Below are 23,229 nucleotides of genomic sequence, written 5' to 3' on the forward strand. Positions count from 1 at the left end.
TATACAGACGGATAACCTCATTATATACTCCAATCACCTGGGATTCCGTTTTGGGTTTATCTGAAACAAGAGGGACAATTGATCCATCAAGAAAAAGATAATCCGGAGATAATTTTTCAACAGCATTTATTGAAACTTCAATCTCACTTTTTAGACGGAAGAGGGAAGAATTCCATAAAACATCTTCTATATCCAAAGCATTCTTAACTTCTATTTCTGGATCTGCTCTGGGAGAGGGATAATACTCGCATGACTTAAGAGTCGAGTTTTCATACAAAAATGATACTGCAACAGCTCTACAAACAAAGATATCAATACCATGCATAGCACCAAGCATGATTCCTGAATCAGTTGCGCATACCTTTCCGTTCACTTTGATCTCATCTATTCCCCTAATAAAGCTCTTTTCATATGCACCTTCAAAATAAGGCGAAGATTCTGCACGTAATAACTCTGCAAGCTTCCTTCTCCTCTCTTCCAGTAATAAAATGTTCTTAGCTATTTCTTTTATCTTTTCAATCATAAGTTGGATGTGACTAGCTCCGTTTATATTCTTAATCCCCTCATTCTTATAGCGTTGATACTATGCTAAATCGCATCTTTGGAAAGATTCGTAACAACTTAAAAAATGAATCAGTAAAGCAGGCTATAGTAGTAAGAACGGACTTAAAAATGGGAAAAGGAAAGATTGCTGCTCAAGTGGCACATGCAGCCGTAATGGGCTACATACTGGTAAAGAAAAAGAGCCCTGAACTCGTTCTAAAATGGGAAAAAGGAGGGCAAGAAAAAATAGTGTTGAAAGTCGAAAGTGAAAGCGCACTTTTAGATCTTTACTCTAATGCTCAAAAGGAACTTCCTTGCGTTATAATACGCGACGCAGGAAAGACACAAATCGCTCCATCAACCCCTACATGCATATCGTTAGGTCCATATTACGAATCCACAATAGACAAATTTACTTCCCGTCTAAAACTCCTTTAGTATGCGGCGTTTTTGCTAAAACCAGTGTATCCCATCTTTTTTTACAGTTGTATAAACTCTAAGTATCTCTGCAACGCTCCAAGCCTGGGAAATACAGCCATCTGGTCTCAATGTTTTTGCTTCGAATATCTCATTCACGGTCCCAACACCATATTTTCTTAAGTTGTCCTCAAACGGCTCCACTAATTCTATTGCACCTGCTTCTACTCTCTTAAAGACTCTTCTATGCGCATCAAAAAAGGCTCCAAGAAGGTATGGCCAAATAGTTCCATTGTGGTATGCTGCATCTCTTTCTTCTTGATTCCCAGAGTAAACCTCCTTATACTGTGGGTCTGACGGAGATAAACTCCGCAATCCAAGAGGAGTGTAAAGACTCCTAAAAACCTTTGCAAAGACTCCCCTCTGTTGTTCATGCGAAAGCGGAGAAAAAGGCAGTGATACAGCAAATATCTGGTTTGGCCGTGTAGCCGCATCCGCCGGCTCAATCATGTCAAAAAGAGCACGTTTAGCAGGATTCCAGAATTTTTGAAATCCTTTTTTTATCTTTTCAGCCAGAGCAGAAAACTCCTCCTTTACTGATGGCTCGAACGTTTCTGCTAATTCACTCATGATCATTGCAGCGTTAAACCAAAGAGCATTTATTTCAACAGGTTTACCAACTCTCGGATTAAAAAATCCACTTTGGCCCTTTGCGTCCATCCACGTAAGCCCCGGTTTCTTTGTTTTCAACAGCCCATCTTCCTTATCCACTTCGCAGAACTCATTGGCAGTAAGATACCACGTGATAGCCTCCTTCATTTTTTTCCACATCTTGTCCTTTACAAATCCAAAATCACCCGTCTTTTTTAAGTACAAATAGACTGCATTTATGAATAGAAGCGGGGAATCTGCATTTGGTGCATCCGAACCAAAAATATTCGGGATACTTCCACCTTTCATTCTGTTAGCTATACTCTCCAGAACTTCGGATGCTTCGTTGTACCTATAAGTTGAAAGTAATAATCCGGGAAGAGATAACAGAGCATCCCGAGACCACTCAGAGAACCAATGATATCCCGCGATTATAGCTTTTTTTCCTTCTCTTTCAATGACGAAGGAGTCTGCTGCAAGCACAAGAGAAGTTGCAAAAACATTTTTGCTAAAACCAGTTTCTTTATAATACCGCTCAAGCATTTCAATTTTTCTTTTTGCTTCCTGTGAGAGCCTTTTTTTTATTCGCTCAAAATTTATCTCCTCAGTCGAAGCTATTATATTCATTTCGTTTTTCTCACAAGAACATAAGAAATAACCGGGAGAATAGTGGTTATCCAGTTCCCCAGTTTCTCTTTCCCTCTCTCTTTCGTAAACCATGTTGTAATAGGTTAAAGGTTCTTCTTTGTAACTTGCCAAATCCGAAATAACGTAAAGAACTTTGGGACGCATAACAAAAAAACCATTGCCTATTCGCTTTACACTGTAATCTATTTCTCTTTGAGTGTTTGAATTGACGTCACGGATATTTATAAGAGGACGTAGCTTGAGAAAAGAGCCGGGTTTCCTTGAACCTTCCAAACGGTAATTTATTACAACAGTGTTTTCCCCCGTCACGACCATTATTGTCTTTTGGATTTCAAGTCCTTCGACGTAATAGACGAACTTTGCTACGTCGGAGAATTCAAAAAGACGAAGGCGCTTATGTCCGTCTGGATGGATAACCCCCTCCGGATATTGATTCACGGAAAGCGGAAATTCCTCTTCTCCAATAACTGCACTGTCCTCTATTTTTGAGAGGTAAAGTGTTCTTGTAAGGTTCTGGTCAGACCCTATCAAAAGCCCATGATACTTTCGAGTGTTTAATCCTATGATCGTAGATGAGGCATATCCTCCTATCCTATTTGAAAGAAGCCAATCATTTGTCTTTCCCTTTTCAAATAATAAGTCCTCACTCCTAAAAGAAATCATTTTTCATCACAAAACCTACTACTTAATTATTTATAAACTTGTTTTTTTAAACTAAGTGGCAAAAGGTGATCGATATCAAGGAGATCAATATAAAAAGCATTTTGTTTATTTTTTGGATTATCACTCTTCTTGGATGCATCAACACGTCTGAACAAGGGAATTTTACTCAAACTAAAAAAGAAGTCCAACTCGAGTTCCTATATGCTGACTGGTGCGTTCACTGCAACAATATGAAGCCAATCGTTCTTGAGTTGGCTCGAGAGCTCCCTCCAGATAGATTTGAATTAATAATGTTAAACGAAAAAGACATAGCAAATCCGAAGATAAAGGAGGTTTATGAGAAATACACAGAAATGGGTTTCTTTAAGGGCTTCCCAACTTTTGTTATAAATGGAGAAACTGCGCTTGTTGGGGAGAGAAGCAAACAAGATTTTAATCTTTGGGTCTGCGCACACTTTAAACCACCAAAGCCGACCAAGTGCTCTTCTTAACTTAGTCTTCAATACTGTCTAGCTACATATACCAAAGAGTTGGCGGCTTTACCACACACCACACACGTTCCACCTACTTTTTCTCTTTTTCCGTATGCCTCCCCTCTTACGTCACCATTAGAGACTTCCTTTATCTTATCTGCGCAAATCTTCCCTTCCATTTCTATAGTACACAGAGGGACCTTAACAAAACCACCCAACTTTATCTTCTCATTAAGCTCATCGATGTTTTTTGCATCAAAAATCCTCCTTTGAAATTCATCATCTGCTCTTTCTCTGAGGCGGCTTATCATATTTCTCTTTATTGCACTGATTCTTCTGTTTAACTCCTTAAGGCTCACAGTTTCCTTTTCACCAGTATCTCGTCTTACTAAAGTGACTTTACTCTCAGCGACCTCTTTTTCACCGACTTCGATTCTAATAGCAGCGCCCAACATCTCCCATTTGTTGAATTTGAAACCTGGCGTGTTTTCTGAAAGATCAAGAAAGGCCCTATACTTTGTCTCTAGTTTTTTGCAAACTTTTTTGCAAAATGAGATTATGTCGTTTGACCTTTCTTTTTTTATTATTGGGACTATAATCACTTGAACAGGAGCAAGCTCAAATGGCAAGACCAGCCCTCTATCGTCCCCATGAATTGAAATAAGTGCAGCATATATACGAGATATTGCTGGGCCATAACAGGTCGTGCGGCAATTTCTTCTCTCTCCATTCTTATCCAGATATCCGATTCCAAAAGCCTTTGAAAACTTTTCACTTATTAAATGTGTCGAAGGAAGCTGCAACACTTTTCCGTCAGGCATAAGGGTATCCGCAGCAAAAGTGTAATCAGCACCTGGAAACTTATCCCACTGAGGCCGAGAAAAAAATATAAACGGAATCCCAAATCTTTTATGTAACACTTCTTCGGTTAACTCCATATCTTCCTTTACCTGCTTGAGCGCGTCCTCCACATTTGCAAACGCATTATGGGTTTCTATCCAATGAAATTCCCTGCTTCTTATAAATGGTCTTGTCGCCCTTGTTTCATATCTCCAGACTTGGGCAGAATGGTAAGTTTTAAATGGAAGGTCATTTTCACTACGAATCCAAAGAGAAAACATCTTATAAATCGCAGTTTCCGAAGTAGGTCGCATAGCTAATCGTTCTTCAAGAGCATTCTTCCCGGCATGGCTTACCCAAAAAACCTGGGGTGTAAATCCTTCTACATGCTCTCCTTCCTTCTTAAAGTTGGATTCTGGAATTAATGCTGGGAGCCAAATTGGCTTGTGGCCCCTTTTTTCCAACTCTTTCTCATAGATTCTGTACATCTCCTTCATGGTTATTACTGAGTTAGGCATAAATACTACAAATCCCTTCACGTTATAACGTAAATCACACAAATCGGCTTTTTGAGTAATCTCACTATACCATTCTGAAAATCTGTTTTTTGGATTCTTCATAATCAAAAGTTTCAACGGAATCCTTTTTAAGTTTGTTTTATTTTTTTTACCATGGCGAAAATTGATTGGTATCTAGAATTTGTAGATGAAGACTATCTCCCCAACGCAGATGATATAGTTGCTCTTTTTTATTTTGAGCCCGGCAATGGAATAAGCAAAAAAGAAGCTGCAGGAAGAATAGCTTCTGAGAGTTCAACAGGAACGTGGACAACTCTTGCGACCCTCCCTCCACGCATGAGAAAGCTGATGGCAAAGGTTTATGAGTTAAATGGCAATTTTGCCAAAATAGCCTATCCTATAGAGCTATGGGAAGAAGCAAATGCACCCCAACTTCTTGCTGGACTTGCTGGAAACATTTTTGGCATGAAAGCCATCAAAAATTTAAGGCTTTTAGACGCAAAATTCCCCCCCAAATACCTAAAAAGCTTCAAAGGCCCAACAAAGGGAATTCAAGGAGTAAGAAAACTGATGGGTATAAAAAACCGTCCCTTAACCGGCGCAGTACCGAAACCAAAAATTGGGTTCTCTTCTCTGGAACATTCGCAGATAGCCTATGAAACTTGGATGGGGGGGTTTGACCTTGTTAAGGATGACGAAAATCTAACCTCTGTCACATTCAACAAATTTGAGGAGAGAGTAGCTTTGATGGAAAGAATGCGTGAGAAAGCAGAGAAGGCCACTGGAGACAAAAAAGACGCTTTAATAAACATAACTGCCCCTGTTGAGGTTATGGAAAAGAGGGCAAAGTTGTTATACGAATCAGGTTTTGGGTTTGCGATGATTGATGTTGTTGTAGCGGGTACAAGTGCCGTGCAGTATATGCGCGAAATACTCGAAGACTATGGAATGGCAATACATGCTCATCGTGCTATGCACGCCTCCTTTGACCGCAATCCAAAACACGGAATCTCGATGCTCTTTCTTGCAAAGCTTATGCGGCTGATAGGCGTTGATCAGCTTCATGCTGGTACTGGTGTTGGAAAACTTGTAGGCCGCAAAGATGAGATAAAAGCAATCTCGGATGTGCTGAGAGAAAAAAGGGTGAAAGCCGTTGAAAATCTTCTACTTGAACAAAACTGGGGTAATATAAAACCAGCGCTTCCTGTTTCTTCAGGAGGTCTGCATCCCGGCCTTATCCCAGACGTAATTAAACTTTTCGGAACTGATTGCGTAATACTTGTCAGTGGGGGGATTCATGGTCACCCTGATGGAACACGTGCTGGAGCGAAGGCTGCGATGGACGCAATATATGCGACCCTTGATGGCATTAGCTTGGAAGAAGCATCCAAAAAAAGCAATGCCCTTGCGAAAGCACTTCAGAAATGGGGCCATTTCAAGCCAAAATAACGTATCAAGACAATAAGCCTTATATCCTTTTTTTTCCAATATATTATAACATCTCACGTTAGATTTCAGCTATACGTAGATGTAAGTGAAAAAATATGAATTCTCAAATCATTGCAACGTCCAAGGGTGATAGGGACATCAGTACCAATCACAAATTTAATCTCAGAAACTTCTTTAGAAAAAAACCGAATCCATCTCTCTCTAAGAATGAACTACTTGAACAGACCATTAGAATGATTAGTTTCGAACAAGAAAAATTTTATTGTCTTCCTCCACTCTATAAAGTCCTCGGAAAAAAGCATCTTCTGGATACTCAAAATCGTTTGGCTCAGAAAGTAACAAATGTTGCGATAAAAGAGGGCTTCGAAAACTTTTTTCTCTCAACTTTTCAGTTTCTTCTTGATAAGAAAGCCGAACAGATTATTGAAAGACGCAAGGTAAACCTCCTTTTGCGTCTGAGAAAGAAGAAGCCATATGACGGGGACGCTATTTCATCTGCACTCGCAGATGTGCGAGCTTTATCAAAATTCCGTCCATTTCGTCCTATCGAGGCTAGAAACGACTTTTATAAGCTCTTATATGACAAAGATCCTTCCAAAGCTCCCGAAGACGAACTGCGCAAATGCAACGGTCTGCTCCTAACATCATTATTCATCCTAAGCTCGTCTTTTGCTCAAATAGTAATGGCAAAATCAATCTTACTTCTTAAAAAGAGAATGTCAGAATCAGAGACTCAAAACCAAGCTTTAATGAGTTATGCTAATACCAACAAAATTAGTAAATACATATCCACTTTAATCTCAAAGACTGAACAGTGAATATTGATGGAGATAAACGAGTTTTACTTCTTTGCTCTTTCCGCTCTTTTAATAATTGTTGGCTTTTTTCTTGGGCAGCTGATTACAGAGAGGAGATTAGAAAAGATGGTATCCGAGATAAGAGAAGACGCCATAAAAAGATCGCGTTCAGTCTTGACAGGTCAATTTATGGAGCAGATTGCTCCATATTTGCCGAACTTCAAATATTCTCCTACAGAGGTGCGCTTTATAGGAAAGCCAATTGATTTTATAGTTTTTGAGGGAATGGACGAAAAAGATATCAAGCGTGTCATATTTGTCGAAGTCAAAACAGGCAAAAGTACTCTTTCGACTCAAGAAAAAAAATTACGCGATGCGGTGAAGAAAGGTAAGGTTGATTGGGAGGAGTATACTCTTCCAACATCTTTGCAAGATGAGCCCAATTAGCAAAAACATAAACCTACCTACTCAACCTGATAAATCTATTCTGCGCCCGGATTCTATGTCCCACATAAAATTTTAATTCATCTAATCAATCCATATAAATGCATGTACCCCCATATCCTTTCGTTTAACTCAAGAGAAATGAAAATAGATATCAGGGACAGTGACACCGTATCAAATCTAGATACGAAGGGAGAGATGCGCCTTCTGTTTTCTAAATACCGCCAATGCATTGGATACAGATCCGATTCTTCACCCAACCCATGGAACCGCTGCCCAGCCATTACAAGAAATATACGTCAGTGTCCGCTGTGCTCTTATCGAGATATCTCTCGCATCTATACTATCGGAGATTTTTCCCTCTACCCTCACCTAGAAAAAGAGTTAGAAAATGAATCTTATTATATCTACCTAGCCGCATTTGGAGAAGATAAAATTAAATGCGGAATCACAAAAAATGAAAGGCTCAATGAAAGGTTTATTGAGCAGGGAGCAGATTTTGGCTGTGCCCTATTTGAGGTAAATGGTCTCTCACTCGCATTTCGAATAGAAAAAGAACTTCAAGAAACTTTTGGTTTTTCAAATGCTGTTTTTATAAAAGAAAAAATTGCAAGAATAAACTTCGATTCCAAAAAGGCAAAGGAGAATCTCAAGCGAGCAATAGAGCGTGTTCTGGAGTCAGATGTCTTTTGTGAGTTTTCATTAACCCCGAGAATATTAGATCTTGGAACCCATTATCCATACGTAACCAATGCATTAGAGTCAAAAAAAATCGATGGAAAAATTCTGGGTGCAAAAGGCTTATTGCTTTTCTGGAGCGATGCTGAAGATAACAAATATCTCATAAACATGAAGTCTCAAGAGGGAAGATTTTTAGTTAGTTTTGCTAATCTTTGATTATGCGTGTCTTTTTTGCTGTCGACCTTCCTCCGAATATACAAAAATACCTTTTTCAAGTAGCAAGAGCACTTAAGGGCAGATATATCAGAACTGTTCCACCAGAAAACCTCCATATAACTCTTAAGTTTCTAGGAGAGCAGCAGCCTGAGAAGGTTGACCAAATTATAACGCTTATTAGAAAAGTTCCCTTTAAGGAATTTGATATCGTAATACATGGAATAGGTGCATTCCCAAATAAAAAGCACGCTCGCGTAATATGGGCTGGCGCAGATTCAAAAGAACTCTCAGCTCTAGTAAAAACTATCGAGGAGCATCTTTCTCTAAGCCACGAGCCGTTTAAAGGCCATGTAACGTTGGCACGACTTTCCGGAAATCAACCAAACCAGCTTCAGTCTTTCTTTTCCTTATATAAAGATGTTTTTTTCGGTTCTTTTAAGTGCACTTCATTTGCTCTAAAACAGAGTAAGCTAACCCCTATTGGACCAATTTACGAAACTCTCTTTCAGTTCACAAACAATCCATCCTTATAAATGTATAAGAAGATACTTTCAATATGGATATACCTCAAAAGACCCAAAAGGCAATGGTTATTTGTGCTTACGCACTATCAAGAATAAAGCCTTCTCATGAGGAAAATGCCGCAACAAGAAAAATAGTCGATGAATTCTATCTAGTCCTTCGTAATGTAGTACCTTCAGATGTAGACGTAGAGCTTATGGGGTCCGTTGCAAAAGGAACACACCTCAGAGGCTCAACAGATCTTGATTTTTTTCTTTTATTTCCTAAAACTTATTCAAAGACGCAAGTTAAAACCCTGGGTCTCACATACGCTAAAAAGGCAAGCAAGAATTCAAAATACGAAATAAGATACGCCGAACATCCATATCTTCGCACATACTTTCACGGCTATAAAATTGATATAGTGCCCTCATATAAAATAGGCAGAATACGAGAAAAAGGTACGTCAGTTGATCGATCTCAACTCCATACAAAATACATAAAAGAGCGACTTTCTGACTCGCAGAAGGATGACGTACGCCTGCTAAAACAATTTATGAAAAATCTTGGAATCTACGGTGCAGAGCTTCGAGTTGAGGGATTTTCAGGATACGCATGCGAACTTCTAATCCTCTGTTATGGAACCTTTATGAAGCTTCTTGAGTCAGCTTCGAAGTGGGACTCCCCAACAATCGACATTGAAAACTATTATGGCGGAAGAGCAAGGGAAAAGTTTGACTCTCCAATAGTAATTATTGATCCAGTAGATATGAAAAGAAACGTTGCTGCCGTGATATCCCATACATCCCTGAGCAGATTTATACTTGCAGCCAGAAAATTCTTAAAAGAGCCATCTTCAAGCTTCTTTTTCAAAGAAAAAGTCGTCCATAACAGAAAGCACCTTAGGAAGCTGATTCTAGACAGAAAGTCAAGATTCCTTGCTATCGAATTTAAGGCACCGAATTTAGTTGAAGATATCTTGTGGCCACAGCTTCGCAAGACAGCGCGGGCTATGTTAGCTTTTCTTCACGCTTGCGATTTTATCCCTCTTGGACACTATTTCTGGTCTGATGGTAAAAAATGCATGATTTTCTTTGAATTTCTCGTTTATGAACTTCCAGCAATAAGAAAACTGTATGGTCCCGCAGTAAAGTTTGAAAATGACGTTTCTAAGTTTATTGAAGCCCACAAGAATGCCATTAATCTCCATTTAGAGCACGAGCGAATCGTTGCAATAGAAAAAAGAAAATTAACTAATGCTTATTTGGCTCTAAAAATACTATTAAAAAATCCCTCTAAACATGGAATCCCAAAAAATTTCCGTCCCTGTCTTAAAAAAGTCCGCTTCCTAACTCTTTCAGACTTATTGTCCGATAAATATATCTCTGTAGCAGGTGACTACTATACAAGAAAAATAGAATGAAACCTTATGTCGCGAAAAGAACAGGTTTTTAATCACTAACACTCTATTTGCCACGCCCTCTAAATCCCTCTTGAGCGCTTTAGGATAAGTGATACGAATCAGAAGACAGTCAAATATCTGTTGTTTACAACGGGATCTCATCTACAAAAATAAACTTGCACCAGACGCAACAGTTATCTGATGCGACATATAATAAAGTTGTCTGTCATCCAATTATCAAAGTTTTTAAAGAAAGACAAAAGATTATATATTGATTATTCATGTCCCCAGCAAAACCAAGTCCTACTGATGCTCGCACCCATTATCAAAAGGGTAATCTCCTTTATGAGAAGGGCGAATACGAGAAAGCCATAGAATGCTACAATATGGCAATAATACTTAACCCTGCATTTTCAGAAGCATATTTCAATCGAGGCCTTTGCTACTACAACTTAAAGAATTTTGACAAGGCAATTCAAGATTATACAAAAGCTGCAGAGTTAGACCCAAAAAATGCAGTAATATACAACAATAGAGGAGATTCTTATTATAGAAAACAGGATTTTGAAAAAGCGATATTAGACTATGACAAAGCAATAAGTCTGAATGGGCGATATCTCAAGGCATACTATAATAGGGGACTTGCATACGCTTGTTTGGAAGATTATGAAAAAGCAGTAGAAGACTTTAGTATGGTAATAGAGCTGAATCATACTTTTGCAGAAGCCTATCATCTACGGGGTCTTGCTTATGATTACTTAAATGAGCTTGATAAGGCGATAGCCGATTACGACAAAGCAATAGAGCTAAATCCAAACTTCACAGAAGCCATAAACCATCGAGAGTTAGCAAAGAGCAAAAAAGAAGGAGGAGGGGCCGGGCAATCTGGCACCCCACAGCAGGGAAGCATAAATCCAATAAAGCTTCTTCAAAAGCCAAACATGAAATTTAGCGATGTTGCCGGCATGGAGAAGCTAAAAACAGAAATAAATGAAGCAATAGTCTATCCTCTCCTCAAACCTGATTTAGCACGAAAGTATGGTAAGTTTGGCGGCGGAGGTATGATGCTTTATGGTCCTCCAGGATGTGGAAAAACATTCATCGTCAAGGCAGCAGCTGGAGAATGCAATTCTGCATTTATCAATGCAAAAATATCAGATGTTTTGGACATGTATGTAGGCAACACAGAAAAGAATATTCACGCAATATTTGAAACCGCACGAAAAAATACCCCAAGTATAGTTTTTTTCGATGAACTTGAAGCTCTTGGTGGGAGAAGAGAAGATATGACGCAGGCTACCTCTTATATGAAAATGGCAGTAAATCAGCTCCTTTATGAAATGGACGGAATCGAATCAAATAACGTAAACGTTCTCATTCTTGGTGCTACGAACGCTCCCTGGGACGTTGACCCTGCCCTGCGGCGTTCTGGTAGGTTTGGAAAAACAATATTTGTACCTGAACCTGATTTTGCCTCACGCAAAGCAATTCTTCGCATGCACGCAAAAAAGAGGCCCGTATCAAAATTTATTGCGTACAACCGAATAGCTCTTGCAACGTGGGGTTACTCCTCTTCCGACCTAAAAGCGTTGGTTGAAGATGCAGCTGCAATTCCATGGAGAGAGGCTTTCAAGACAGGAAAGCAGAGGAATATTACAACCTCTGATTTTATAACTGCTTTAAAGAAAAGACGCTCTACTTTGCCCCCATGGTACGAACAAGCAAAAAAGCAAATAGGGCGGCAGGAAGAAAGAACCATAATAGACGGAAAAGAGCATTTAAAAATTACTGAAAGCAAGATGGGTGTAGGTGAAAAAGAGGCCTTCAGAGACCTCCTAAAAGTAATTGAGTGGAAGAATAAATGGTATGTCAAAGCTGCAGAGTGGCTTATAAGAAAAATTGCGCTTTATCTTCCAATACCATTTTAAATCTCATAATTCCTTTGGCATCCATGAAGCCAGGTTTATCTCTCCTCATTATTTTGCTACTCAAAAGCTCTCTCTTTTCTCTAATTTCCATTTCGCCTGACGCATTTCAGGACGGAAGCTTACAGGCAAGAATAAGCTCCCCTCCCTTTGTTGAGTTTGACAAAATAGAAGGTTCAATTAATTTTTCAGCAAAAGTATTTAACCCAACAGATGAACCGATTGCCTTATATATAATGGAAAAAAGCGGCGATAAACTTGAATTAATAGAGGAAGCATCAGTTGTGCCTGCGCACGGTGAGACACAACTCTTAGTGAGAATAAATTCAAAATATAGGTTCACGCGCTATGATAACAAAACATATGCAATAGTCGGCATCCAAAAAAATGGCAGCGTTTTAGGAAGATATATCACAATAGACATAAGCTGGGGGAGCTATGAAAAATCCATTCGCGATATGATTCTCCACACAAATACCTATGCCCTTCCTGTTCTTGGGATACTGATAATTATCTTGATAGCGATTCTTCTTGAGTTAGCATACCAGACCTCTTACAGCCCAGAATACACTCTCCGCACACTTTTTTTTCCTAATATTAAAGGTAAGCCCATTCTGGAAAAAGCTGCAGAGATAATGACAGATCCACTTTTTTGGCTTTTTGAAGCGGCAGGTATTTCCATCCTATTAGTTTCAATCTATAATAATGTATCATCAAAAGTTGGATCAGAAGCGGCTTTCGAATTTCTTATCCTCTCTGGGATGGGTGCCCTCATACTTCCACTTGCGTATCTTGTAATTGCACGTTTATCCGAAAAATATGAAAAAAAGCCAATAAGAGCTTTTTTTGGTCTTTTTATGTGGGGAAGCTTTTCAGCTTTTCTGTCGTTTTTGCTAAGCTATCTTCAGTGGCCAATCTTCAAGGCAATTGGATTATCAACCTCAACAGTTTCTTTTTCTTTTTTTGTAGCTGCGTTACTTGCCCCCTTTTTTGAAGAATTCACAAAAGGGCTTGGTATTCTAATATTCTCATCTCACCGAGAGTTTGATGATGCTCTTTCAGGACTTCTTTTTGGCTATACTGTTGGCGTTGGATTTTCATTTATAGAAAACTGGTTTTATTTTACCTCTCGTACAAATCCATTTGAACTTGGTTTGATACCATGGGGTTCTCTTGTATTATATCGTTCTTTCTTCAATTCAATAGCGCACGGGTGTTTTGCGGCTGCTACCGCTGTGACTATTGGCTATATCAAATCTCATCCTCGCGCTACAACTCTTGCTCATTTTGGCGTATTACCAGGCTTTTTCGCTTCTGTTGTTCTTCACGTAATCTTTAACCTAAGCGCACTTATTGACGGATTTGTAATCTCAAATTATAATGTTCCTGTCTTTGTTTTTAATCCCCTTGTCGTCGTAGTAATAAGCATAATGTTTCTGTTTGTGTATATAAGCGCAACGCGCGAAGAGAAGATAAGATACCTCGGTCAGAAAGCCAAAGATATGATAGAAGAGTTGGGTTTAAATTTTGACAACACTAAAAAATAAAGTGAAATCCATGGAAAGTAGCATTGATCCTGACCTTACTGTAAACATATGCGGTGTCAGACTTTCCAATCCTCTAATATTAGCCTCCGGCATAAAAGGCAAGATGAGTGCTCCGCTACTTGCAAAATATTCAAAAGATGCTGGAGCTATTACCACCAAATCTTGTAATCTCAAAGGAAGAAAAGGACATCCTCCCCCAACAATATGGATTGGAAAGCCAGCTATACTCAACGCAGCTGGTCTTCCTAATGATGGCGTTGATTCAGTAATCAAAGAAATAAGAGAATGCCGGAAGATATCGGATATTCCAATCATCGCGAGCGTATTTGAAAACTCTGTTGAAGGTTTTGGCGAGGTAGCATCCAGAATAAGTGAAGCAGAGCCGGACCTAATAGAGATAGATATGTCCTGTCCAAACGTTCAAGAAGAGCGGGTGATGTTTTCTGATTCTTGCCAAAGCGCTGGAGAAGTTATAAGAAAGATAAAAAAAGTTACCAAAATACCGATAATAGCAAAACTCTCTCCTGCTGTTTCAAACATCGCCGAAATTGCGTTAGAGTGCGAGAGAGCAGGAGCAGATGCAATATGTGCCATAAACACCATGCCTGCGATGGAAATAGACCCCATCAAAAGAGCATTTGTGCTTTCAAATAAATTTGGAGGAATGTCCGGCCCTTGCCTAAAGCCGATTGCCCTTCGTTGTGTATATCAAATTCGCAAAGCAGTGAGGATTCCAATAATTGGGACTGGCGGAATAGAAACAGGAGAGGACTGCGCTCGATTTTTCCTAGCAGGTGCAAATGCAGTTGGCATAGGCTCAGTCCTCTATTTCGATCAAGACGCATTTTCAAGAATTAAAAATGAGCTTTCCACATATATGAAAAAGATGAATTTCACAAAAATTTCTGATATAAAAATGTAGAAAGATGGTGTTGGGGGACGGATATAGCCAGAGACATGCTCACATGAGATGAACTAACAGAAACATAAAATATAATAGATAAATATAACAGCGGAGTTTTTCAGATGCTTATCAAAAATGCCAATGTAGTTTCAACGTCTGGAATTAGTCGCCTAGATATATTTGTAGACGGAGAGAAAATCAAAAAAGTAGGACGTAACTTAAATTCCCTATCTGAAGAAACACTTGATGCAACAGGTCTTTACGCATTCTTCGGTGCTACTGATATTCATGTCCACTTCCGTGTTCCTGGAGGAGAGAATAAAGAAGACTTTTACACCGGTTCTTGTTCAGCTATAGCTGGCGGCGTTACTGCCTTTTTGGATATGCCAAATACCTCACCTCCGACAACAACAGAGAGTAGACTTAAATCCAAAATAGAGAAAGCTGCATGCACTTCAGTCTGCGATTTTGGCTTTCATTTTGGCGCAACAGATTACAATATAAATGAAGTCAAAAAAGTCTCACCAACCTCAATCAAGATATATATGAGTTCAAGTACAGGAAATATGGGGATAAGTGAAAGAGGAATTAAACGTCATTTTCAAACGTTTCCGTCTAAAAAGCCGATATGCATCCATGCAGAAGACCAGCAGCTTATCAACAAGTACTCAAACGCTAAAAACATCAAGAGGCATGAACAAATAAGAAATCCTCTCGTAGCAGCTTCAGCAGTATGTAAGGCAATATCCTTTGCATTTCCACTAAAGCGTAAAATACATTTTTGCCATTGTTCAACAGAAACCGAAATAACACTTGCAAAAACCTATCCTTTCTCAACAGTTGAGGTTGCGCCTCACCACCTATTCCTTTCTCACAAAGACATTAAGAGATTGGGCTTCCTCAAAAACGTAAATCCTCCGTTAAGAAGCTCAGAGGACGTTGCTTATCTTTGGAACTCCCTCTCATATGTAGATGTTATTGCATCTGACCATGCTCCACATACCATAGAAGATAAAAAAGAAGGAGCATCAGGATTTCCCGGTGTCCAGACGACCTTCCCACTTTTGCTTGATGCTGCTGTTAAGGGAAGGTTACGTCTTGAGGATGTGGCTAGACTCCTTTGCGAAACTCCTCCTAGGCTCTTTGGTTTGAAAGAACGTGGAAAAATATGCGCTGGTAATATAGCCGATATAGTTTTAGTAGATTTGTCAGCACAGCACACTATCACTTCAGAGTCACTTTTTTCAAAATGCGGATGGAGTCCATATGAAAAAATGCGCCTCTCTGGCAAGATAGTGCGAGTTATAAGACGCGGCGAGATCGTTTTTGAAGATGGCCAACTTTTTGCCAAGAAAGGCACTGGAAGGTTGATCATGTGTTGATTCTAAACAATCTCTAACACTACTATGGGCCTACCCTCATCATTTGTCTGAGAGCTTATCAAAAACCTATATGTCGCAGGGCCTCTTAGAACAATCGCAGTGCTTAGTATCTCCAGCTGATGGTGTGTGTTTTTCACTATATCCGTTTTTTTATCATCTTCTCCCCATCTTAATACAATTTCATTTTTTGTTGTTCTTACCTCCGTCACTCCTGATGGAACTTTTATAGCTACGACTATTTTTGAACCTACTCCTGAGTAGCCAACGGAATCGGTTGCAGAAGCTAATTTTTCTGCACTCACATCAAGCTGAGATATTGCAAGGGAGTATTGAGCACTGGATAAGTCTAAAGATACATCAACCAAGATGGGTATAAATAAGAGTGCTGCAAATCCGCTTATTATAAGCACTTCAAGACTAATTTGGCCTCTCATACATCTCAACTTTTTCTGTCTATTATCTGTGTCCTTCTCTTTTCAATTTGTTTCTGAAGCTGACGCATAACTTCTGAAACTGCAGTTTTTAGATTCCAGTCGTTACTATGTGCAAGAAATAAAACTCTTGAAATAAGGCGTCCTCTAACTGAATACATCTTCTTTGCTTTTTTAATATGAATGGAAAGAAATTCTACTGGCGCAAACTTTTCTATCCTCTCAACTACCTTCCTGCAATCTTCCATTATCTCATTGATAAGAATCCGGTCTTCCTCTTCCAGTCCCAAAACAAAAATCTTCTTAGTCGTTCCTCCTTCTCTTCTCATTGCAGTTTCAAATATGTCCTTGGATGTTATAACCCCAATTGCTTTCCCTCCATCAGCAACCACCACAGATGAAATCTCATTTTCAACCATCATCCTTGCAGCTTCGCTTAGGGGCGCTGAAGGTGGAAGCAAGAAAACTTTCTTTCTCATATAAGAGCTTACCGGATAAATATCCGGGTTTTCCTTATCTCCAAACAGCGGCTTCTTTTCTCCAGCTAGGATAAGTACATGGCGCGTTATATCAAATGTAGTCAATATCCCTTCTATATACCCTTTTTTTGTTACTACTAAACGTCTTACATTGTACTTTCTCATCATACCCTTTGCGTTTGCAAGGGTCGCATCAGCTTCAATACTCACAACTGGTGACGACATCACATCTTCGACTTTGTATCCTGAAAGCGTTCCCTCTCTAAGTAACATTCTAGTTACCTCACTTCTAGTCAGAAGTCCTAAAATTTTTCCTTTCTCTATCACAGGGATTGCTTTCCATTTCCCTGCAAAAAAGAGTTCGCATATCCTCTTGATTTCATAGTTTGGCCCTATGTATGGGGCAGGTTTGCATATATTCGCGCACTTTGTCTTGGAAATGTCATGTAATTTTTTTCTTATTTCTCTATCATCAATCAGTCCAAAATATTTCCCCTCTTTTGTAATGACTACTCCCAGTCCTGTTTGAGCTATCTCAGAAACTGCCCGGCTTGCCGGCTCATCGGCATCAAGAATTAGTACAGGTTTTAGTTCCATGGAAATGTCACCTACTCAACTTTATTCCTGATAGGTATAAAAAAGTAGTCACATAAACAATTAAGCTTAAAAAGTTCTATAAATAGAACTTTTATTATGAAATATGATGTTCATGATTATCTTCGTGGCATATACTATCTTGGAGGCAATAATAACGATGGAGTCAGCTTATCTTCTCTTACAAGCAGGCTTGGCGTTTCAAAAAATACGGCTTCGCTAATGGTCTCTAAACTCAAAAAGAAAAATTATGTAATTCACAAAAAGTACGGTAAAATTTTCCTTACAACCGAAGGAAGAAAAATTGCCAAGGAACTGACTCAACGGCACAGACTGATAGAATTGTTTTTGAATAAAAGTCTCGGTGTGGATGTTGAAGCCGTTCATGAAGAAGCCTGCAGACTTGAGCACTTTTTTAGCAAGCGCTCAATACTTGGGCTTAAAGCGTTGTTAAAAAATGAAAGATTTTGCCCTCACGGCAAACCAATAAGCGGAAGATGAAATATGAAAAAGTCAGCTCTGCTCTTTTCTATTTTCATCATTATTGCAGGATGCACAGGAAACAGCGAAAATCTAAAAGAAAAGCAAAAACCCTTAGTTGTCGTCTCTCTCTACCCACTTTATGATTTTGCAAAAAATGTTGCGGGTGACAAAGCCGATGTTCTTATACTCGTGCCTCCTGGATTAAATTCTCATCTCTATGAGCCAACACCTATGGACATTATACTTCTCCAGAAAGCAGATATCCTTTTTCTTAATGGTGCGGGTTTTGAGACTTGGGCACCAAAAACCATAGAGGGGCTCCAAAATCAAAATCTTCTGATAGTAGATTCTTCAAAACACATCACGCTAGAAAGAGTTCTAAATGGCTCAACAATTCTTATTGACCCCCATCTTTGGCTATCTCCAAAAAATGCAATGATACAAGTAAAGCTCATTGCAGACGCCCTTATCCAGAAAGACCCAGAAAATAAAAATTATTATCTACAAAATGCAGAAAAGTATATCCAAGAACTTAGTAAACTTGATTCAAGACTCACAAAAACTCTTTCGACATGCAAAAAAAGAGAAATGTTCGTTTCACATGCTGCGTTTGGCTATTTTGCCAGAGACTATGGGTTGAGGCAAATTCCTATAATACCCTACTTTGAACCGGTAGGTGAAGTAAGTCTTCGTGATATTGAATTATTGGTTCGTGCAGCTAAGGAGTATAATGCAACTCATATATTTTTTGAGGAGTTCATATCTCCCAAAGCTTCAGAAGTAATAGCAAAAGAGATAAATGGGCACACTGCCGTGTTTAGCCCCATGGAAGCTTACAGAAAAGAAGACATTGACCTCGGAAATGGCTATCTTTACTATATGGATAAAAATAGAGAAACTCTTGCACAAGCTCTCGGGTGCTCATAAATGGCAAATGCAATAAGTATCAAAAATCTTTGGTTTTCCTATGGAAGCACAAGCGTATTTGAGAATCTAAACTTTACGGTTAAGGAAAGCGAGTTTGTGGCCTTACTCGGACACAACGGCACTGGTAAAACCACTCTTTTAAAAATACTCTTAGGCTTCTTAAAGCCAAATAAGGGCGAGGTACTTCTTTTTGGTACCCCAGTTTCGCTATTTAGCGATTGGCATAAAATTGGCTATGTGCAACAAACATTTGAGAATTTTGACCTTACGTTTCCCTCAACTGTTGAGGAAGTCGTCTCAATGACGATATATTCGAAAAGAGCTTTCTTCTATAAATTATCCAAGGAAGAGCAAGAGGCAGTCCAAGGCGCTATCAGAGTAGTTGGAATGGAAGAATTCAAAAATAGAAAAATAGGGGAGCTTTCAGGAGGTCAACAACAGCGCGTCTTTCTTGCCCGTGCACTAGCATCAAGTCCGAAGCTTCTACTTTTGGACGAACCCACAACAGCAGTTGATTTTGCCTCCCAACAACGTTTTTATTCCCTACTTAAACAACTGAATCAGGAGTTAGGCCTATCAATTCTTCTCATCTCCCACGATTTGGGTCAGATATTCCCAATCGTTGATAGAATCGCAGTTCTTAACAAAAGAATAGTCTTTGATGGCAGTCCAAAAACATTTACAAAAGAAAAAATAGTTGAGCTTATGGGGACGATATAGGTATGCTTGAACTTTTCTCTTATACATTTATGCAATATGCGCTTGTAGTTGGGGTCATAATAACCGTCATCTGTTCTACGCTAGGGCTTTTTCTTGTTTTGAGAAGAATGTCTCTCATAGGAGACGGCCTTTCCCACATAGCGTTCGGTGGAATTGCTCTCGGTCTCTTTCTAAATTGGATGCCGTATATAATGGCTCTCCTCTTCTCCATCTTTGCCTCATTGGGTATAATAAAGCTGAGAGAAAACGCAAGAATTTACGGAGATACTGCTATAGGGATAGTTTTTTCCTCAGCCCTAGCGTTTGGGGTTGTTTTAATCAGCATCTCAAGCGGCTTTAAAGCAGACTGGCACACATTGCTCTTTGGAAATATAATTTCAGTTAATCTCGAAGATGTGCTAATAACCCTTTTGATAGGCAGTTTGGTTTTAGTCCTCGTCATGCGTTATTATCACCAATTTCTTTTTCTTTCATTTGACGAGAAGTCTGCCCAAGCATCTGGAATAAACACACGTAGACTTAATGTGCTCTTGATAGTACTAACAGCAATAACAGTTGTAATATCAATCCGCATAGTAGGCATTCTACTAGTTTCGTCATTTTTAATAATCCCTCCGGCGACAGCCTTGCAGGTCGCACCATCCTTCCGACGCGCCCTTATTTATTCTATCCTTTTTGGACTCATCTCCCTTTTCGTTGGGCTCCTAGCTTCTTATTATTTTGACATAGCATCGGGTGGTGCAATAGTCCTCGTTTCATCCATTCTTTTCTTTGGCGCTTTCCTTTACAGGTTTTTTTACCTCTCCTGATATCCTAATAAAATAATATTACTATGTTACGTCGATTAAGTTTTTTTCTAATGACGCTTTACGCTTGGCATTGCTTACTCTCTTTCATTACTCTCTCCCATTTTTGGTTATTAGAAATTATCTCCCTTTCTGTTGAGAGGGGCAAAAAACAAACTTTTTTAAAGTTAAAAAAGAAAATAATCCCACCAGCCACTTCTAAAGCTTTAAACTCCTATATAAAAAAGGTGCAGAATTATGGAAGACCAAACGGAAGAAAAAGAAGAAAAGCCTTCCTTCTTTAGAAGCCCACTTGTTATTCTAATGGCTGGAATAGTAATTTTAGCTTCCATAGCTTATTTTCTTTCAACATTCCTACCCGATTTTTTTGGTTTAGCACAAACAAAACTTGAAGCACCAACACTCCTTAGAGCTGAGCCTATCTCTGGAGGTATAAAACTTTCCTGGAATGCAGCACCGGCTGTTCCCGACAAATACGTAATCTATAGAAGCACAACTCGTGGAGTTTTGGGCACCAGAATTGGAGAAGTTCCATCAAGACTTACTTCATATATAGACCTCCAGGTTTCGCCCGGTAACACCTACTATTATGTAGTAAGATCCTCCCTTGCAAACGGAAAAGAAGATGAAAACCTAAATCAGGCTTTTGCAACTTATTCCGGAACAGGTATGTTAGCAGCTCCTTCTTCACTTTCAATCTTAATAAATGGAGGAAAAACTCACACAAACTCATCTACTGTTATGCTATCCTTATCTGCTGTAAATGCAGATAAGTGCAGGTTCAAAAATGAAAAATCTGATTGGTCCAGCTGGGAGCAATTTTCATCCACCAAGCAATGGACGCTCTCTCCAGGTGACGGAGCAAAGCAGGTCTCTTTTCAGTGCATGAATCCCTTTGGTGCAGAATCCAAAGACGTTTCTGCATACATTACGCTTGATACAGTTCCTCCAGCAATCAAAATATACAAATCAGAAAAAATTCAACGAACAAGAAAATTCAACTTAACCTTTTCTGTTAAAGACGACACTTCTACGAATCTTGTGTGTAAGGGTTATATAAATGGCTGGGAAACCGACATAAGAACCAAGCCAGAAGCAAATAATACTGTTATTTTTACGGCCCTCACACCCAAAAATTTAGTCTATGTAAGGTGTTATGATGAAGCAGAAAATTCAGTAGAAAGCCCAATCTCCATATTTGAGGTTGATCCCTCCCTCTTACAGAATGGGACCAGAATAAAGATAAATGAGGACATGCCTCAAACCAGAAGTATCGCAGTTGAGCTATCGTTATTCTCGCAGGATGCGTATGAGTGTAGACTGAAGAACTCAGGAGAAACTTTCATTGATTGGGAGCCATACAAGACAAAAAGAAGCTGGACTCTAACATACGGAAATGGAATAAAGGTTGTTTATTACCAATGCAGAGATATTTTCGGTCAATTGGTTGGCGAAGCACAGGACGACATAATACTATTAAGATCAAATGATGGCCCACGCGGCGGGGGTAGTAGAAGTGAAGAAGGAGGAGAGGTAGGAGGTACAAGAAGCTCAGGTAATTATACTATTACTATTCCCAATCCCTCTGACCGCCTTCTTTTATTCCTGATAAATAATGGGGCCATTTACACCAACTCCAAAGAGGTTATTTTGAATCTTTATCCGAATCCAGTTAGGTATGCCTCTCTTCCACTTTACTGTAGATTCAAAAACAACCACACAAACTCAGAATTCTCCTCGTGGTTACCATATACTTCTTCAATTAGATGGAATCTTGATTGGTCAGCCAACCGGAGCATTTTCCCCCAACAACCACTTAATAATTACACGGTCCTATACGAGTGCGTCTGGGAATCCAACATAACTGAAAATGGCCAGGACTCAATAATCTATGACCCAAGCGTTCCACAACGACCTACTAATCTTTCGGCTACATCTCTTCCTGGAGGCGATATATACCTTTCATGGAGTGGTAGTATACCCTCTTATTCCTTAAGTGGCGAGACACCTTCACCAATCATAAAATACAACATTTACAGAAGAGAGTACTTCTCCTCTCGTCAGCCTTCTCCTCTCTTTAATCCCCCCATTTCAAATGCAATAACAAATATTGAGCAACTTATTAGAGGTTCAATTTTTGCTTTTGAAGAGAAAAAAACTGACGAGTACTTACCTCTTGGATTATTTTTCAAGATTGGTGAATCAAGTTCATTAGATTGGCTAGATTCAACCAAGTCAATGCAAAACCCTCCACTCAACGGACTTAAGTATGAGTATGTTGTAAAAGCAGAAAACCAAGCAGGAACCGAATCAGATGAAAGCAACATAGTAACTGCAATCTCAGATTCAACAGCACCAACCATTACTGTTTATTCACCTCAAAATGGTTATATCTATCAACCAGAAAGAGAAAATATCGAGTTGCGTTTTAGAGCAACTGAGACGTCTTCACCACCAATATCGTGTGCATACACTCTATTGTCTCCTCCAATAAGAACTAAACCACCATGGCCGATGCTGAAAACCTATTCGCTGCCTCCTCTTCAATCAGGTAATGAATACCGCGAGTCTCTCAAAGAGAAATTGGAACTTCCTAAGCCCCTGAATTCTACTATTACATATTATCTCTCATTAGAATGCAAAGACAGCATAGGTAATAAAATTAAAGAGGAGATAACTTTTCATGTGACTCCTTCAGACCGTACAAGAACCAAGGACTCAGGCAATTTCCCAACCACTGAAAAACTAACTGGACAAGAACCTGAAAAGCTTGCTTCGTAGTTATGTT

22 protein-coding genes are annotated in these 23,229 nt (G+C 39.2%); 17 read left to right on the forward strand and 5 right to left on the reverse strand.

Annotation, left to right across the window (positions count from 1 at the left end; genetic code table 11):
* On the reverse strand, positions 1 to 523 hold a 523-nt coding region (locus QXF67_02280), incomplete at its 3' end, for a hypothetical protein (protein MEM3060341.1).
* 62 nt (positions 524 to 585) lie between these two features.
* Here QXF67_02280 and pth2 point away from each other — a divergent pair.
* Positions 586 to 981 (forward strand): peptidyl-tRNA hydrolase Pth2, encoded by a 396-nt coding sequence (gene pth2 / locus QXF67_02285; protein ID MEM3060342.1) that lies wholly within the window; start codon positions 586 to 588, stop codon positions 979 to 981.
* A gap of 15 nt (positions 982 to 996) precedes the next feature.
* On the opposite strand, the gene QXF67_02290 is transcribed toward pth2, so the two are convergent.
* A complete protein-coding gene (locus QXF67_02290; GenBank protein MEM3060343.1) occupies positions 997 to 2,922 on the reverse strand; it encodes an amylo-alpha-1,6-glucosidase in 1,926 nt (641 codons plus the stop codon).
* A gap of 65 nt (positions 2,923 to 2,987) precedes the next feature.
* On the opposite strand from QXF67_02290, the gene QXF67_02295 reads away from it, so the two are divergent.
* Positions 2,988 to 3,413 carry a thioredoxin domain-containing protein gene (locus QXF67_02295; protein MEM3060344.1) on the forward strand — a complete coding sequence of 142 codons (426 nt, stop codon included), beginning with the start codon at positions 2,988 to 2,990 and terminating at the stop codon, positions 3,411 to 3,413.
* An 8-nt stretch (positions 3,414 to 3,421) separates the two neighbouring features.
* Here the strand turns inward: QXF67_02295 and proS are convergent, their stop codons facing one another.
* Positions 3,422 to 4,855 (reverse strand): proline--tRNA ligase, encoded by a 1,434-nt coding sequence (proS, locus tag QXF67_02300; GenBank protein ID MEM3060345.1) that lies wholly within the window; start codon positions 4,853 to 4,855, stop codon positions 3,422 to 3,424.
* Positions 4,856 to 4,906: 51 nt separating this feature from the next.
* On the opposite strand from proS, the gene rbcL reads away from it, so the two are divergent.
* From rbcL to QXF67_02350, 10 genes are all read left to right on the forward strand, one after another.
* On the forward strand, positions 4,907 to 6,202 hold the full coding sequence (gene rbcL / locus QXF67_02305; GenBank protein ID MEM3060346.1) for a type III ribulose-bisphosphate carboxylase: 1,296 nt from the start codon (positions 4,907 to 4,909) through the stop codon (positions 6,200 to 6,202).
* Between the two features lie 95 nt (positions 6,203 to 6,297).
* Positions 6,298 to 7,020 carry a hypothetical protein gene (locus QXF67_02310; GenBank protein MEM3060347.1) on the forward strand — a complete coding sequence of 241 codons (723 nt, stop codon included), beginning with the start codon at positions 6,298 to 6,300 and terminating at the stop codon, positions 7,018 to 7,020.
* A gap of 6 nt (positions 7,021 to 7,026) precedes the next feature.
* On the forward strand, positions 7,027 to 7,446 hold the full coding sequence (locus tag QXF67_02315; protein MEM3060348.1) for a Holliday junction resolvase-like protein: 420 nt from the start codon (positions 7,027 to 7,029) through the stop codon (positions 7,444 to 7,446).
* A gap of 102 nt (positions 7,447 to 7,548) precedes the next feature.
* On the forward strand, positions 7,549 to 8,340 hold the full coding sequence (locus QXF67_02320; protein MEM3060349.1) for a DUF2797 domain-containing protein: 792 nt from the start codon (positions 7,549 to 7,551) through the stop codon (positions 8,338 to 8,340).
* A gap of 2 nt (positions 8,341 to 8,342) precedes the next feature.
* The gene (thpR, locus tag QXF67_02325) at positions 8,343 to 8,873 is read left to right on the forward strand and encodes an RNA 2',3'-cyclic phosphodiesterase (protein ID MEM3060350.1); all 531 of its coding nucleotides are present in this window, start codon (positions 8,343 to 8,345) and stop codon (positions 8,871 to 8,873) included.
* Between the two features lie 23 nt (positions 8,874 to 8,896).
* Positions 8,897 to 10,264: a CCA tRNA nucleotidyltransferase gene (cca, locus tag QXF67_02330; protein MEM3060351.1), complete on the forward strand. Its 1,368-nt coding sequence runs from the start codon at positions 8,897 to 8,899 to the stop codon at positions 10,262 to 10,264.
* 260 nt (positions 10,265 to 10,524) lie between these two features.
* Positions 10,525 to 12,171, forward strand: a complete 1,647-nt coding sequence (locus QXF67_02335) for a tetratricopeptide repeat protein (protein MEM3060352.1) — start codon at positions 10,525 to 10,527, stop codon at positions 12,169 to 12,171.
* A gap of 23 nt (positions 12,172 to 12,194) precedes the next feature.
* On the forward strand, positions 12,195 to 13,715 hold the full coding sequence (locus QXF67_02340; GenBank protein ID MEM3060353.1) for a PrsW family intramembrane metalloprotease: 1,521 nt from the start codon (positions 12,195 to 12,197) through the stop codon (positions 13,713 to 13,715).
* Positions 13,716 to 13,725: 10 nt separating this feature from the next.
* Positions 13,726 to 14,637, forward strand: a complete 912-nt coding sequence (locus tag QXF67_02345) for a dihydroorotate dehydrogenase (GenBank protein MEM3060354.1) — start codon at positions 13,726 to 13,728, stop codon at positions 14,635 to 14,637.
* A gap of 104 nt (positions 14,638 to 14,741) precedes the next feature.
* Positions 14,742 to 16,001, forward strand: a complete 1,260-nt coding sequence (locus QXF67_02350; GenBank protein ID MEM3060355.1) for a dihydroorotase family protein — start codon at positions 14,742 to 14,744, stop codon at positions 15,999 to 16,001.
* Between the two features lie 2 nt (positions 16,002 to 16,003).
* Here QXF67_02350 and QXF67_02355 read toward each other — a convergent pair whose 3' ends face one another.
* Together QXF67_02355 and QXF67_02360 are read right to left on the reverse strand one after the other, a co-directional pair.
* Positions 16,004 to 16,435, reverse strand: a complete 432-nt coding sequence (locus tag QXF67_02355) for a hypothetical protein (GenBank protein ID MEM3060356.1) — start codon at positions 16,433 to 16,435, stop codon at positions 16,004 to 16,006.
* Positions 16,436 to 16,440: 5 nt separating this feature from the next.
* A complete protein-coding gene (locus QXF67_02360) occupies positions 16,441 to 17,514 on the reverse strand; it encodes a CBS domain-containing protein (GenBank protein ID MEM3060357.1) in 1,074 nt (357 codons plus the stop codon).
* A gap of 90 nt (positions 17,515 to 17,604) precedes the next feature.
* Between QXF67_02360 and QXF67_02365 the strand changes: the two genes are divergently transcribed.
* From QXF67_02365 to QXF67_02385, 5 genes are all read left to right on the forward strand, one after another.
* Positions 17,605 to 18,006, forward strand: a complete 402-nt coding sequence (locus QXF67_02365) for a metal-dependent transcriptional regulator (GenBank protein MEM3060358.1) — start codon at positions 17,605 to 17,607, stop codon at positions 18,004 to 18,006.
* 3 nt (positions 18,007 to 18,009) lie between these two features.
* A complete protein-coding gene (locus QXF67_02370) occupies positions 18,010 to 18,915 on the forward strand; it encodes a zinc ABC transporter substrate-binding protein (protein MEM3060359.1) in 906 nt (301 codons plus the stop codon).
* Positions 18,916 to 19,635 carry a metal ABC transporter ATP-binding protein gene (locus tag QXF67_02375; GenBank protein ID MEM3060360.1) on the forward strand — a complete coding sequence of 240 codons (720 nt, stop codon included), beginning with the start codon at positions 18,916 to 18,918 and terminating at the stop codon, positions 19,633 to 19,635. It begins immediately after the preceding gene.
* 2 nt (positions 19,636 to 19,637) lie between these two features.
* Positions 19,638 to 20,444 (forward strand): metal ABC transporter permease, encoded by an 807-nt coding sequence (locus QXF67_02380; protein MEM3060361.1) that lies wholly within the window; start codon positions 19,638 to 19,640, stop codon positions 20,442 to 20,444.
* Positions 20,445 to 20,678: 234 nt separating this feature from the next.
* Complete coding sequence (locus QXF67_02385; protein MEM3060362.1) at positions 20,679 to 23,222, forward strand: hypothetical protein; 2,544 nt, start codon at positions 20,679 to 20,681, stop codon at positions 23,220 to 23,222.
* Positions 23,223 to 23,229: the final 7 nt, after the last annotated feature.

Source organism: Candidatus Anstonellales archaeon, assembly GCA_038869735.1.
Taxonomy (GTDB): Archaea; Micrarchaeota; Micrarchaeia; order Anstonellales; family CG1-02-47-40; genus JAWCQO01.

What these genes read in the sequence shown, in the direction of transcription:
- rbcL (MEM3060346.1), top strand. Translation starts at nt 4,907, where the DNA reads ATGGCGAAAATTGATTGGTATCTAGAATTTGTAGATGAAGACTATCTC.
- QXF67_02345 (MEM3060354.1), top strand. Translation starts at nt 13,726, where the DNA reads ATGGAAAGTAGCATTGATCCTGACCTTACTGTAAACATATGCGGTGTC.
- pth2 (MEM3060342.1), top strand. Translation starts at nt 586, where the DNA reads ATGCTAAATCGCATCTTTGGAAAGATTCGTAACAACTTAAAAAATGAA.
- QXF67_02365 (MEM3060358.1), top strand. Translation starts at nt 17,605, where the DNA reads ATGAAATATGATGTTCATGATTATCTTCGTGGCATATACTATCTTGGA.
- QXF67_02375 (MEM3060360.1), top strand. Translation starts at nt 18,916, where the DNA reads ATGGCAAATGCAATAAGTATCAAAAATCTTTGGTTTTCCTATGGAAGC.
- QXF67_02350 (MEM3060355.1), top strand. Translation starts at nt 14,742, where the DNA reads ATGCTTATCAAAAATGCCAATGTAGTTTCAACGTCTGGAATTAGTCGC.
- QXF67_02310 (MEM3060347.1), top strand. Translation starts at nt 6,298, where the DNA reads ATGAATTCTCAAATCATTGCAACGTCCAAGGGTGATAGGGACATCAGT.
- cca (MEM3060351.1), top strand. Translation starts at nt 8,897, where the DNA reads ATGGATATACCTCAAAAGACCCAAAAGGCAATGGTTATTTGTGCTTAC.
- QXF67_02370 (MEM3060359.1), top strand. Translation starts at nt 18,010, where the DNA reads ATGAAAAAGTCAGCTCTGCTCTTTTCTATTTTCATCATTATTGCAGGA.
- QXF67_02290 (MEM3060343.1), bottom strand. Translation starts at nt 2,922, where the DNA reads ATGATTTCTTTTAGGAGTGAGGACTTATTATTTGAAAAGGGAAAGACA.
- proS (MEM3060345.1), bottom strand. Translation starts at nt 4,855, where the DNA reads ATGAAGAATCCAAAAAACAGATTTTCAGAATGGTATAGTGAGATTACT.
- QXF67_02320 (MEM3060349.1), top strand. Translation starts at nt 7,549, where the DNA reads ATGTACCCCCATATCCTTTCGTTTAACTCAAGAGAAATGAAAATAGAT.
- QXF67_02340 (MEM3060353.1), top strand. Translation starts at nt 12,195, where the DNA reads ATGAAGCCAGGTTTATCTCTCCTCATTATTTTGCTACTCAAAAGCTCT.
- QXF67_02335 (MEM3060352.1), top strand. Translation starts at nt 10,525, where the DNA reads ATGTCCCCAGCAAAACCAAGTCCTACTGATGCTCGCACCCATTATCAA.
- QXF67_02315 (MEM3060348.1), top strand. Translation starts at nt 7,027, where the DNA reads ATGGAGATAAACGAGTTTTACTTCTTTGCTCTTTCCGCTCTTTTAATA.
- QXF67_02355 (MEM3060356.1), bottom strand. Translation starts at nt 16,435, where the DNA reads ATGAGAGGCCAAATTAGTCTTGAAGTGCTTATAATAAGCGGATTTGCA.
- QXF67_02385 (MEM3060362.1), top strand. Translation starts at nt 20,679, where the DNA reads ATGGAAGACCAAACGGAAGAAAAAGAAGAAAAGCCTTCCTTCTTTAGA.
- thpR (MEM3060350.1), top strand. Translation starts at nt 8,343, where the DNA reads ATGCGTGTCTTTTTTGCTGTCGACCTTCCTCCGAATATACAAAAATAC.
- QXF67_02380 (MEM3060361.1), top strand. Translation starts at nt 19,638, where the DNA reads ATGCTTGAACTTTTCTCTTATACATTTATGCAATATGCGCTTGTAGTT.